This is a genomic window from Paenibacillus cellulositrophicus (assembly GCF_009363095.1).
Taxonomy (GTDB): domain Bacteria; phylum Bacillota; class Bacilli; order Paenibacillales; family Paenibacillaceae; genus Paenibacillus_AQ; species Paenibacillus_AQ favisporus.
Window position 1 is genome coordinate 2,473,081 of the sequence record NZ_CP045295.1, and the last position, 12,968, is coordinate 2,486,048.

Here is a 12,968-nt window from a genome sequence, read left to right on the forward strand (position 1 = left end):
TTATTGGCCGCCTGGACAATGGGGCTTGTGGTCGGCTGCACTGGCACACCTCCAATTTTGAACATAAAAAAGAGCCCTTTGACGGGGCTCTTTTTGAATCAATCATTATTGCCGAACTTCAAACTGTATTCCAGTTCTGTAAGCTTACCTATTTGGTTCTCGAGCTCTTGCTTCATTGTAGCTAATTCGATCATTTGAACATCGGCACTGATTCCCTGTGCTTTTCTCTCATCCACTTTTTTCTGGATGTCTTCAATTTTTTGCTTGATCGATTCAATATCTGCTTTTTTACTTGCGATTTTATTTTGCAGATCAATAATTTGTATAGAATTATCGTCAACAACTTTTTCATTTGCCTTATCAGTGCTCAAAGCGATCCCTCCACTGCTTGCACTATCAACTTTTCCACCAAAGCCATTCGTCAGATCCCGTACCGGCGCGAAGCTTTTACCTTTAATGATAATTGCGTCGCCAACAACTTTACCGTTAATCGTTACAGGGGCTTCCCCCTCTACTTTTTTACCGATAAATGATATTCCGTCGCCGAAGGCTTGGGCAGAAACCATGAACAATGCTCCAGCAATAAAACCTATTACTACCTTTTTCATACACTCACCTCTAAGCCATTTACTCTCAGTATAGCAACCAAATTAAGGAAGTGTAAATTTTACCCTGCCCGGAGAAGAGCTCTATTCTGCCTTGAGTTGATAAATTTATATGGGCTACGTTGCTACATAGCATGATATATCATGTCTTTTCTACCGCAGCTTCCTCCTCTCCGGACTAGATTGAAAAAACAAATCCGGTATCCACGCTTGTTCGCTGCACGCAATAAAAGACATGAGCTCGCCCCTCTGCCCAGATTTGTCGGTTATACCCCAGTTTTGTCGGTTATATCCCATTTCGGCACGCTCCCGCTTCCGATTCACGCTGCTGCCATGACGAACGCCGAACCACTTTATTCAGCCTCCTCCCCATTCGCCTCATATGATATGCGCATTAAATTTACAAATAATATAACAGCAGTTATAAAAAACTTAATTTAGTATATTGACACTATACTGTTATGTCATTATATTGAGAAATGTAAGCGGTTTATTTATGTGACTTTGCCTAATTAAGCAGATGAAATTGAAGAAAGGAGCAAAAACAGGGGGCCGGAGTGCAGCCAGAACGGACCGATCCACGGATCGCCTGCATTCCGAATGCAGTTGGTTACACCGTACTTTACTTTTACGCACGGGGCCGGGACATAACGGCGGGTACACGCACCGTTCCTGTCCGGATGCTGAATGAGGGAGGTATATGAAAAATGACGGTAAGCAAAAAGAAGCTTCGCGGCTGGGCCAAAGGCTATCTGTTTATTCTGCCTTCCATTATTGGCTTCAGCGTGTTTGTCGCCTATCCGCTGTTGTCGTCCATTTATTACGCCTTAACGGAATGGAGCGGCTACGATAAGCCCCGTTTTGTCGGCTTCGACAACTTTAAATACATGTTCACGGAGGACCCGGCCTTCTGGCCTTCGGTCCGGGCGACGCTGTATTTTGTCATCATGAGCGTTCCTTTATCGCTGATTCTGGGCCTTTTGCTGGCCATGCTGCTGAACAAAAGCCTGCCCGGCATCAAATGGTTCCGCACGATTTATTACCTGCCGACCGTCGTGCCGTCCATCGCGACACTCACGCTGTGGCTGTTTATCTATCAGCCCCAGTACGGGCTCGCCAACTCGCTGCTCAGGCTGCTCGGACTGCCCGAAGGCACCTGGCTGACGAGCGAAACGACCGCGCTTCCCTCCATCGTGCTGATCGGCCTGTGGCAGGTCGGATCCGGCGTCATTATTTTCTTGAGCGGTCTGCAGTCTGTTCCCCAGGAGCTGTACGAGGCGGCCGAAGTCGACGGAGCTGTCCGCTGGCGGATGGCCCTGCACATTACGATTCCCATGATTACTCCTATCCTGTTCCTTCAGCTCATACTCGGCATCATCGGCGCCTTCCAGGCCTTCAACCAGGTACAGGTTCTGACCGGCGGCGGCCCGAACTTCTCCACATCCCTGCTCAACTTCAAAATTTACAACGACGCCTTTAACGGCCGCATGTTCGGCTATTCGATCGCGGAGGTCTGGGTGCTGTTCGTCATCATCATGATCTTCACCGCGCTGACTTACCGGTACTCGAACCGGTTCGTGTATTACGAAAGCGACAATTCGAAATAAGGAGGCTCCCTGCTGATGGTGATGCAAACGGAAGTACGGACAACAACCCGCAAACCCAGACGGAAATTCAGCATCCTGGACACCATCCGGTTTATCATTCTGACCATCGGTGCCATCGCCATGCTGTTTCCGCTGCTGTGGATGGTGACCATTGCCCTGAAGGGCAACAATGACGTGTTTAAAATCCCGCCCGAGTGGTTTCCCCGGGAGCTTCACTGGTCTAACTTCGTAACCGGAACGCGGGAGATCAACTTCTGGCAGACGTTCGGCAACTCGATGTTCATCGCGGTGGTGTGCACGATCGGCCAGATCGCCAGCTCCGTGCTGGTCGGCTACGGGCTTGCCCGATTAAGCTTTCCCGGCCGGAAGCTGTGGTTCTCGCTGTTTGTGGGCAGCCTGATGCTGCCGGGCTTTGTCGGCATGATCCCGCTCTTTAACCTCTACACGAGTCTGGGCTGGTACGACTCCTGGCTGCCGATCATCGTGCCTGCTTTTTTCGGGAACGCGACATTTTCATTCCTGTACGTCCAGTATTTGAAGACAATTTCCGTTTCCTTTGACGAGGCGGCCAAAATCGACGGCGCTTCCGACTTCTACATTCTGATGAAAGTGCTCGTACCCATGACAACGCCGGTCATCATGACGATGGTTATCTTCTCCTTCCAGGGAGCATGGAACCAGTACCTCGAGCCGCTGATTTATATTATCGACCCGAGCAAATGGACGCTGTCCCTGGCGATGGCTTCCTACAAAGGCACCTATGCGACCGCCTGGAACCTGTTCATGGCCGCGGATCTCATCTACATTCTGCCGATGCTGCTCATCTTTTTCTTCGGCCAGAAGTTCTTCATGCAGGGGCTTGGCTCCGTCAATTCCGCTTCATTAAAATAATTCGGCCGCCCCGGGCGGATAGGAGGTGGTGCCTGCGGCGGTGGGATCAAGGAAATGATATATCAGGTACAGGTGTCAATTGTATTCGAAATGAGATATCAGGGAGGTCTTTCTATGACAAAGGGTGCAAAAAAGTGGTTTAGCGGCATGCTCACGTTACTCCTGTTCTCCAGCCTGCTCGCCGCGTGCGGCGGTGGCGGGTCATCCGATTCCGCCGGTTCGGCGGGCACGTCCGATTCGGGTGGCACGTCCGGTTCGGAATCGTCCGGCAAGAAGGTCGAAGTAACGATGATCACCTGGGAATCGAAAGAAATGAACGATAAAATCATGGCGGCCATGAAGCAGTTTGAGCAGGAAAACCCCGACATTACGGTGAAACTCATCCCTACCCCACTCGACAATTACGGCGTCAAGGTCAACGGGATGCTGACCGCCAAGAAGGCTCCGGACATTTTTATGACAGGCAACGACATGCTGCTGGACAACGCGTCCAAGGGACTGCTGTACGACTGGACGTCCCAGGCGGAGCAGGACAAGGAATTCATGGACGGCTTCTACAAAGGCGTCGTGGACAGCTGGCATTATGACGGCAAGCTCGTCGGTCTGCCCGGCCTGCTGAATACGTATGGCATTTTCTATAATAAAAAAGCGTTCCAGGACGCCGGTCTGACCGAGCCGAAAATCGGCTGGACTTATAACGATCTGTTCACAGCTATGGAGAAGCTGTCCAGCAAGCAGGGCGGTGTGCAGCAGTTCGGCTATTACGCTCCGCTTGATCCGTTCTATCTGTCGCTCTATTCGGTCTCCTCGGGCGCCGCTCCGTTCGCCGACTCCATCCTCAATCCGACCAAAGTGGAGATCAGCGACAAGTTCGTGGAAGGCGTGGAGAAATACAAAACCGCTATTGCAAACGGTTACATGAATCCGCCGACCTTTGATTTGACCAACGTCATGAGCTCCTTTAAACAGGGCAAGGTGCCAATGACGCTTCAAGGCCAGTGGGTTGCGGACGATTTGATCCGTACGGCGCCGAAAGATCTGCAGTGGGGCTTCGTGCCGATGCCGGTCGTGAACACCCAATCCGAGATTTACGACGCGGTGGGCTGGTGCAGCCCGACAACGGTCAAAAATCCGGAAGCCGTCTGGAAAGTGCTGAAATTCCTGGACTCCAAAATGTACGAAGAAGTGCTTCCGCAAACGCCGGTCGCTCCGGCAGCGTACCAGGCATCCTCTTCCGCTTACTTTGAAGCGCTGAAGACGGCGGGCCATGCCGATGTCGGGGAAGGTATCGACCACATTTTGAAATCGCCTGATACGCAGCCGGTCCGCTTCCTCTCGTCCTGGGCAGGCAAAGCGAATCCGTTCATCGAAGCTTCCTGGAAAAACGTCCTGATGGGCAAAGCGCCGATCAGCGAGCTGAACACGATGGCGGATAAGATCAACAAGGTCATTTCGGAAGCCAAGTAACAAGTCGCGGGATTAACGGTCCCCTCTGCCCTTCAGGCGTGTATACTCCTGCAAAACTCCTGCCTTTTATTTATCCGGACGCCGGATGCAGGCGGGGACCGTTCATATAATCCATCGTTACAGCGTTCCACAACCACCATAAAGGAGGAGACTTTAATGACTAAGAGCAAACGCCGCATGAACCGGCTGTTGAGTGTGCCGCTGGCGGCTGCCCTCACCCTCGGCTCCGTCACCGTCTGGGGACCGGGCACAACCTATGCGTTCAGCGCCGAGGACGGAGACACGGCCATCGAAGCGTTTAACGCCAAGTTCTGGGATCCGGCGGCCAATATGTTCTGGAGCAGCACCGATCACAAGGATCACCAGGGGTTCTGGGTGGAAGCCGAGCTGTGGGAATTGGTGATGGACTCGTATCTCCATACGTCAGATCCCGAGCTGAAGGCGCAGCTGCGCAAGCAGATCGACGACGTGTATACCGGCACGGTAGCCAAATACGGCAGCAACTGGACGAACAACCCCTTCAACGACGACATTATGTGGTGGGCGATGGGCAGTGCGCGGGCGTACCAAATTACCGGCGACCAGAAGTATTTGGACGCGGCAAAGTACCATTTTGACTGGGTATTCAATACGCAGTGGGACGAAGACTTCGCCGGCGGCGGTATCTGGTGGCTGAACAGCGAGCATAACACCAAAAATGCCTGCATCAACTTCCCGGCGGCTGAGGCGGCGGTCTATCTGTACAACGTCACCAAGGATCAGCATTATCTGGACGCCGCGAAGCAAATTTTCAAATGGGGCAAAACGATGCTGACCGACGGCAACGGTAAAGTGTTCGACCGGATCGAAAAGGAAAAAGGGCCGATCCCGGACGCGACGCACTACAACCAGGGTACATACATCGGGGCGGCCGTAGGCTTGTACCGCATTACCGGGGACACCTCTTATCTGGACGAAGCGGTTAAGGCGGCGGTTTTTACCAAAGATCATTTGGTCGATAACGGCGGCGTGCTGAACTTCGAGGGACCAAACGGTGACCTGAAGGGCGGCAAAACGATCCTGCTCCGCAACCTGTCCTTCCTTCAGAAGGCGCTGGACGAGCGGACCGAAAGCAAATACAAGGACTTCGGCGCACAGTTTGACGCCTGGGTCTCCTTCAATGCCGAGCTCGCCTGGACGCACCGGAACGCCGACAATATCGTCGATGGCAACTGGGCGGGACAGCTGCTCTCCGGCACTTACGAGTCCTGGTCGTCCGCTGCAGCCGTGGAAGCGCTGAATGCGCTGAAGCCTCAGGATGCCGAGATTCATTATCCGGAAAAGGACCCGTACAGCAAACTCGAAGCCGAGCGTTACAACATCGGTCAAGGCTTCATCCTGGAGGGTGCGCTGGAAGGAACGCTGCAGCTGGGCGGCATCGAGGCGGGTGACTTTGCGGCCTATAAAAACGTGAACTTCGGCACATCCGGCGCCAAAGGATTGATCGCGAGAGCGGCCAGCGGAACCGGCGGCGGCAACATCGAAGTCCACCTGGATTCGCTTGACGGGCCGAAAGCCGGAACGCTGAACGTCGAAGGTACCGGCGGGTGGAACAACTACATCGATGCCGTCACCGTGCTCAAGGATGACCAGGGCAATCCGGTTACCATTACCGGCACGCATGACGTCTATCTCGTTTTCACCAAAACGAAAGACCAATACCTGTTCAACCTGAACTGGTTTAAATTCACCACCGGCGACCCGACCCGCACCGATGCTTATGCCAAGCTCAAGGGCGTTAATTATGACAGCAGCGAGGGCCTGAGCAAAGCGCAGGGCGGTTTCCTCGACGCGATCCACAACAACGCCTATGCCTCTTATAAAGGCATCGATTTCGGCTCCGGCGCCGCCGGCATAACGGCACATGTCGCCAGCGGCAATCAGGGCGGATCGATCGAGGTGAAGCTGGATTCCCTGAACGGCCCTACCGCAGGCGTCGTGGAGATTCCGGCCCTCGGCGGCTGGGATCAATGGGTGGACATCATGGCGAACCTTGATGATAAACTCGCGGTTGGCGTGCATGACGTGTACCTCATTTTCCACGGAAAAGACGGCAGCGACTTCCCCTGCAACCTGGACTGGTTCACCTTTACGACGATGAAGGGCACGGCGAGAGATGCTTACGCCAAGCTGGAAGCTGAAAACCGGACGAACGGCGTCGGTTTCGGCACGGAAAGCGGCGGCGGCCAGACCTATCTGGCCGGCATTTTCGGTCCGAACAACGGGTACGCCATGTACAACTACGTTGACTTTGGCGACACGAGCCCGACAAAGTTCCATGTCAATGCGGCCAGCGATACGAGCGGAGGCACGGTCGAGGTGCGCATCGATAGCCTGAACGGTCCGGTCATCGCCAGCAACAAGGTCACCGGAACGGGCGGCTGGCAGAACTTCAAAGTGTTCTCGACCGATGTGACGACACCGGTGACCGGTAAACATATCGTGTTCCTGCTCTTTAAAGGTTCGGACTATCTGTACAATCTCGACAAATTCACCTTTGGCGATCCGTCCGTCTTTACGAAACCGAACCCGCCGACGGAACCGGTGGAAGATCACGTGCCGCCGGGCGACGTGGAGAACGTGCTCGTCAGCCGCGGTGACGGCCAGCTGACCCTGACCTGGGACGGCCCGTACGATTTGGACGCGGACAAAGTACGGGTCACTGTGACGAGCGGCGGCCAGCAAGTGGGTGACGTTCTCGAAGTGAAGCGCGGCATTCAAAAAGCCGTCATCCCGGGCATCGAGGACGGCAAGGACTACAGCATCCTGCTCCAGGCTGTGGACAAATCAGGCAACGTGTCCAAAGGCGTTACGGTGGACAGCAAGGTTGAGCCCGCCTTCGCCCTGACGGTGAACGGTAATGCCGTGAAGGACGGCGATACGCTGGACGACAGCGCGGTACTGTCCTTCCAGGCCGGCGGTGGCCTTGCCGCAGGCGGATCGGCCGTGCTGACGCTGGCCGGCAAGGAATACAAGGTCGATGCGCAGCAGGCTGGCGTTGACGTGGCCCTGGCCGGCAAGCTGGGCGACCAGACGGTCACCGTCGACGTTTACGGCGGCTCGGGTGAGCCGTCCCGGACGACGCTGCAGCTGCATGTGACGACCGGCCCGGCCTCCATCCAGCAGCTGATCGACCGCTACAGCGCCGCCGGCGACCTGGGCGGCGGACTCGTGCCGCAGCTGACCAATGCACTGAAGCAGGCGCAGCACCAATGGGACGGCAGCAAACCGGACCAGGCCGTGAAGCACCTGCAGGACTTCCTGAAGCATCTGGACAACAAAGGCCAGAGCGGCAGCGTCACAGATGACGCCAAAGCCGTGCTGACCGCGGATGTGAACGCACTGATCGCCCAATGGCAGGGTGCGGGGAAGTGATTTGCGCGTAGGTTGTGGATAGTGGTAAACGAGGGGCTGTCTTTCACGGAATCATCCGTGAGGGGCTGCCCCTTTGTGGTTTTGGCGAGAGAACGAGGTTGAAATCGTTGCAATCATGCAGCTATTTTGTGCGGGAGCACTAGAGGTAACCACTTCGAAATTACGAATGTCCGTGCCAGTATTTTTGTGCAATATTTTTGTGATCCATCCCGCTTTATTTTTGTTGACAAATCAACAATGTAGATGCTATATTCCTCATACAACGTTGATTCATCAACCATATGAAGGGAAGGAGCTTATTTTTATGAATAGGATGGACAGCACCACAATACTGCCGTTTCGCATCGAAATTGCGCAAAGTGCACTCGACGACCTGCGGGACCGTCTCGCCCGTATCCGTTGGCCTGACGAGCTGCCGGATGCCGGTTGGGATTACGGCGTGCCGCTCGGCTATCTCAAGGAACTGGCGGAGTACTGGCTCAATTCATACGATTGGCGCAAGCACGAAAAGCTGTTAAACGGGCTGCCACAGTTTACTGCAACCATCGACGGGGCCAACGTTCATTTCCTGCATATCCGTTCCCCGGAGAAAGATGCGCTGCCGCTGATCCTTACCCACGGTTGGCCGGGCTCGATCGTCGAGTTCCTCGATCTCATCGGACCTCTCTCTGATCCACGGTCTCACGGCGGCGATCCGGCTGACGCTTTCCATCTGGTCATTCCCTCGATCCCAGGCTTCGGGTTCTCGGGCCCCACCCTGGATAAGGGATGGAATATGCGCCGGGTTGCCCGGACTTGGGCGGAGCTGATGAGTCGCCTCGGGTACGGCTGTTATGGCACCCAAGGCGGCGATTGGGGCGCAGGCATTTCCCGATTGTTGGCCGAATATGACAGTGAGCATGTGTGCGGCGTCCATGTGAATTATTTGCATACCGTTCCAGCGGAGGACTTCGATCCGAGTGAACTGTCTAAAGAAGACCGTGAAAGGCTCGAACGCGCACAGAGTTACCGGTCCGCGCCGGCAGGGTATGCGAGGCTCCAATCCACCAGGCCCCAAACTTTGTCCTATGCGCTCACGGACTCGCCGGTCGGGCAGCTGGCATGGATCACCGAGAAGTTTTACGAATGGACCGATCCTGCCTGCAGGGTGGACGCCGACCGGCTGCTAACGAATGTGATGCTCTATTGGCTTACGGGAACCGCCGGATCATCAGCCCGATTGTATTACGAAAGTTCGAAATCGAAGGGGCCCCTTCGGTGTCCCGTACCATTGGGCGTGTCCGTGCTGCCTTACGACTTGGCATTACCGGTATATTCTCTTGCACAGCGCCAACATCCCATCGTTCATTGGACCGAGTTTGAACACGGCGGACATTTCGCCGCCATGGAGGTTCCGGATCTGCTCGTTGAGGATATACGAACCTTCTTTAGAAGATTCCGCACAGAACTTCAACCGTCTTAACCCAGCCGGTGGCTTTACACTTTAACGAACCATGCCCTTAGGCCGTCCTTGAAGTTTGGACTTTAACGAACTATATCCCAGGCCATCCCCAAAGGATGGCTTAAGGTTGCTCCCCCTACTCTCTCACCTCACTCCCCCTCAAACAGCTCCGTATACTTCCCGTACCCCTCGCGCTCCAGCTCCTCCCGCGGCACAAAGCGCAGCGCCGCTGAGTTGACCTGGTAATGCTGCCCGGCAGGCGGAGGGCCGTCGTGAAACAGGTGGCCCAGGTACGAACCGGACAAGCGGCCAAAGAGAGCGGTGCGCGCTTTGCCGCTACGCAGGTCAGCCTTTCGGCGGAGGAAGCCTTCGTGGATCGGCCGGGTGAATGCCGGAAGGCCGGTCCCCGCATCGAACTGATCCCGCGAGCAGAACAGCGGATCGCCGTTCACGACGTCCACGTAGATCCCTTCGCGCTCGTTATTCCAGTACGAATTCTCGTACGGCGGCTCATCCGCGCCGTGCTGCGTGACCTCATACTGAAGGCGGGTCAGCCTTTTGCGCAGCTCGGCATCATCCTGCTTTCTGCGCCAATACTTTTCGGCAAACGTTCCCCGCCCCGACCCTTCATGGTAGAGGTTGTAGTCGTAGCGGTGTGTTTTATAGTAGTCCTGGTGCTCATCCTCCGCCGGATAGAACGGCCCCGCAGGCAAAATTTCGGTGACGATGTTCCCCTTAAACCGCCCGCTTGCAGCAAGCTCCCGCTTGGAAGCCTCCGCTTTAGCCCGCTGCTCCCCGCTATGTACAAAAATGGCCGTCCGGTAAGAGTTCCCCCGGTCCATAAACTGCCCGCCCGCATCGGTTGGATCGATCAGCTGCCAATAGATATCCAGCAGACGCTCATACGGAAACACATCGGGGTCAAAAGCGATCTGAACCGCTTCATAGTGCCCGGTCGTTTCGGTCCCAACTTCTTCATAAGTCGGATGCTCCGTATGGCCCCCGGTATAACCGGACACGATCGAATGGATCCCCGGCAGCTCGTCAAAGGGCTGCACCATGCACCAGAAGCACCCGCCCGCAAACGTGGCAAGTTCCCACCCCTGATGTTTGTCCTGCTCCATGCCTTCCTCCCCCTTCTTTTAAAAGTAAACATACCACAGTTCCGCATACCTTGCCCGCCCGGCATGAATTGTCATCCTTGTCCGCAGACAAGCATACATTTTAGTAAGGCTTGACCAGCTTATGACCACCAAACTATTCTCCAAAGGATGATCGGGTTGAAAATACAGTTAATTCCCGGCCGTTACCGGCACCACCGGCACCTGTTTTACCGCCGCCTCGGCAGGAAAATCTCCCTCATTACAGCGGGAGCGGTGCTTCAAGGCTTTGCGATGGCGGTGTTTTTATTCCCGCACAGCATCCCTTCCGGGGGAGGTGCCGGTATTGCCGTGCTGCTGAACCACGGGTTCGGCCTGCCCATGAGCCTCGGCTTCTGGGTTGCCAATTTCGCCTTTCTCATTTTTACCGCCCATCATTTGGGCATATTCAGTGCCATTGGCACCATTTACGTGATTACGGCCACGTCCGTATCGGTCAATTTTTTTGAGGTATATGTCCGGCGGCCGCTGCTGAATGTGTGGCTCGATCTCTTGATCGGCTCCCTTATTCTCGGTACAGGCGTCGCCATGCTGATGAGGCAGCGGGTATCCAACGGAGGCATCGGCTATACCGCCTTGGTGATATATAAGTACAAAAAAATAAAACCCGGCACATCCCTTTTCTGGATGAACGGGGTTATCTTTATTCTGGCGGCCTATGTCGTCAACTGGAGAATCATCCTTTTTGCCATCGGATGCCAAATGATCTCCACCCGGGTCATCAACTACATCCTCGGCCGCAAGCCGCAGCGGAGATGGACGGCCGGATTCGCCTGGCGCAGCAAAAAATAGCAGCTTGCTCCTGCCCATCTGCCGAGACCACAGGATCCATCCAATAGAAAAAGCCGGATCAAGATCCGGCTTTTTGGCGTCCGCCGAACGGCCGAATGAGGCTTGCTGGCTTGTTACGGTAGGCTTTGGCGCGTTTGCCTCCGGACGGCTTTCCTTCCCCGGAATCGACCCGGATCAGGAAAAGGGCAAGAAGCCCGATCACAAACGTCAGTCCGGCAATGGACAGAAACATGCCCGGCCGCGACCATCCCATCATCCACCCGAACAGCGGCGGACCGACGGCCACCCCGAAGAAGCGTACCGACCCGTACAAAGAGGTCACAAACCCCCGTCTTTCTTTGCCGACCGCCCTCGTGATAAAGCTGTTGATACACGGCAGGATCAGGCCCGTTCCTAAACTGCTGACGGCCAGCACCGAGATAAACAGAGTCAAGTGCCCGATAAACGCCAGCAGGACATAAGCAATTGTCATCAGGGTGAATCCGATCACGATGAGCCGTTTCATCAGCTTTTTATTTTCCCCGATTTGGCTGCCCGTCACATAGGATGTCGTGCACATGACAAGCAAAGGAATGGCCAGCACCAGCCCTTTGACGGCTCCCACGATATTGTGTTCCTTTTCCAGCATGTCGGACAGGTAGAAAAGGATCCCGAACAGCGCAAACAAACAGGTCGCTCCGGCCAAGTATGCAGGGATCAGCCATCGGCCCTCATGCTTGAACACACTGCCAAGGCCGTGAATGTATTTCTTGAACGGCATCGGCTCTTTCTCTTTTTTCTTCTCTTTGATCAGGAGCCACGTGAGCGTGATCGAAATAATCACGACCGCCGGGAAGGTGAAAAATACACTGTACCATACGATCAAGGCCACAAGCGACCCGAGAATCGGAGAAATGACCTTGCCGAACCCGTTGGATGCCTCGACCAGGCCGAGCACTTTGCTCTCCTGGGATCCCTTGAACAAATCACCCGTGAGCGCCATGGCAATCGGGGCTGTCCCCGCTGCACCTATGCCTTGAAGCGTCCGGCCCACCATAATCCAGAGGAACGGCTTGGGAAACAGAACTGCCGCAAATCCGGCCAGCAGCCCGCCGATGCCGTACAGAATCAGCGCTGGCACAATGACGACTTTTCGGGAATAGCGGTCGGATAAATACCCCAGAATCGGTATAAAAAAAGCAGCAACCAAAGAGAACACGGTGATGGTCAGACTCGTTTGAAACGATGAAATATGCAGCTTGGACTCCATTTGGGGCAGGATTGGAATCAGCATGGAATTGCCGAACGTCATGATAAAGGGAACCGAGGCAATGGCCGCGATCGTTTTCCCTGATGGACGTTCCTGCTGTTCTTCAGCCATCGCAGGATTGCTCCTTTCTTAGGAAAGTACAACCTTTTCTGCTTAGATTGTCCCTGGAAACGCCGAGTTATGCTTTCCATGCGATGTGACTTTTGTCGAAAGGTCCCTCCTCTTCTGCCCTCCTTTTTTAACGAACCTGATTACCTGTGCCTCTACAGCTGCCCCTGGGAGCGTAAGGTTTATCACTGATTTTTTGTTAAAAAACCCCATCCATAAAGTCATAAAAAAAGT

The 12,968-nt window shown here is 54.7% G+C and carries 9 protein-coding genes; 6 read left to right on the forward strand and 3 right to left on the reverse strand.

All coding sequences use genetic code 11. The annotated features are described in order from the left end of the window. Positions 1-98: 98 nt before the first annotated feature. Entirely contained in the window at positions 99-608 is a 510-nt protein-coding gene (locus GCU45_RS11165) for a hypothetical protein (RefSeq protein WP_152398975.1), read from the reverse strand. Between the two features lie 704 nt (positions 609-1,312). On the opposite strand from GCU45_RS11165, the gene GCU45_RS11170 reads away from it, so the two are divergent. From GCU45_RS11170 to GCU45_RS11190, 5 genes are all read left to right on the forward strand, one after another. Then, positions 1,313-2,212 (forward strand): carbohydrate ABC transporter permease, encoded by a 900-nt coding sequence (locus GCU45_RS11170; protein ID WP_076173809.1) that lies wholly within the window; start codon positions 1,313-1,315, stop codon positions 2,210-2,212. Positions 2,213-2,227: 15 nt separating this feature from the next. After that, positions 2,228-3,103, forward strand: coding sequence for a carbohydrate ABC transporter permease (locus GCU45_RS11175; RefSeq protein WP_152398976.1), 876 nt, complete (start codon positions 2,228-2,230; stop codon positions 3,101-3,103). A gap of 114 nt (positions 3,104-3,217) precedes the next feature. Continuing rightward, positions 3,218-4,570, forward strand: a complete 1,353-nt coding sequence (locus GCU45_RS11180; RefSeq protein WP_145164195.1) for an ABC transporter substrate-binding protein — start codon at positions 3,218-3,220, stop codon at positions 4,568-4,570. A 156-nt stretch (positions 4,571-4,726) separates the two neighbouring features. Next, entirely contained in the window at positions 4,727-7,984 is a 3,258-nt protein-coding gene (locus GCU45_RS11185; protein WP_152398977.1) for a carbohydrate-binding protein, read from the forward strand. Between the two features lie 304 nt (positions 7,985-8,288). Next, complete coding sequence (locus GCU45_RS11190) at positions 8,289-9,446, forward strand: epoxide hydrolase family protein (RefSeq protein WP_152398978.1); 1,158 nt, start codon at positions 8,289-8,291, stop codon at positions 9,444-9,446. 128 nt (positions 9,447-9,574) lie between these two features. On the opposite strand, the gene msrA is transcribed toward GCU45_RS11190, so the two are convergent. Further along, the gene (msrA, locus tag GCU45_RS11195) at positions 9,575-10,549 is read right to left on the reverse strand and encodes a peptide-methionine (S)-S-oxide reductase MsrA (protein WP_152398979.1); all 975 of its coding nucleotides are present in this window, start codon (positions 10,547-10,549) and stop codon (positions 9,575-9,577) included. Between the two features lie 156 nt (positions 10,550-10,705). On the opposite strand from msrA, the gene GCU45_RS11200 reads away from it, so the two are divergent. Beyond that, entirely contained in the window at positions 10,706-11,377 is a 672-nt protein-coding gene (locus tag GCU45_RS11200; protein WP_244364523.1) for a YitT family protein, read from the forward strand. A gap of 58 nt (positions 11,378-11,435) precedes the next feature. On the opposite strand, the gene GCU45_RS11205 is transcribed toward GCU45_RS11200, so the two are convergent. Further along, a complete protein-coding gene (locus GCU45_RS11205; protein ID WP_152398980.1) occupies positions 11,436-12,737 on the reverse strand; it encodes an MFS transporter in 1,302 nt (433 codons plus the stop codon). Positions 12,738-12,968: the final 231 nt, after the last annotated feature.

Bases quoted from the DNA above. Each gene is read 5' to 3' on its own strand.
- GCU45_RS11165 (WP_152398975.1), bottom strand. From the start codon at position 608: ATGAAAAAGGTAGTAATAGGTTTTATTGCTGGAGCATTGTTCATGGTT.
- GCU45_RS11170 (WP_076173809.1), top strand. From the start codon at position 1,313: ATGACGGTAAGCAAAAAGAAGCTTCGCGGCTGGGCCAAAGGCTATCTG.
- GCU45_RS11175 (WP_152398976.1), top strand. From the start codon at position 2,228: ATGGTGATGCAAACGGAAGTACGGACAACAACCCGCAAACCCAGACGG.
- GCU45_RS11180 (WP_145164195.1), top strand. From the start codon at position 3,218: ATGACAAAGGGTGCAAAAAAGTGGTTTAGCGGCATGCTCACGTTACTC.
- GCU45_RS11185 (WP_152398977.1), top strand. From the start codon at position 4,727: ATGACTAAGAGCAAACGCCGCATGAACCGGCTGTTGAGTGTGCCGCTG.
- GCU45_RS11190 (WP_152398978.1), top strand. From the start codon at position 8,289: ATGAATAGGATGGACAGCACCACAATACTGCCGTTTCGCATCGAAATT.
- msrA (WP_152398979.1), bottom strand. From the start codon at position 10,549: ATGGAGCAGGACAAACATCAGGGGTGGGAACTTGCCACGTTTGCGGGC.
- GCU45_RS11205 (WP_152398980.1), bottom strand. From the start codon at position 12,737: ATGGCTGAAGAACAGCAGGAACGTCCATCAGGGAAAACGATCGCGGCC.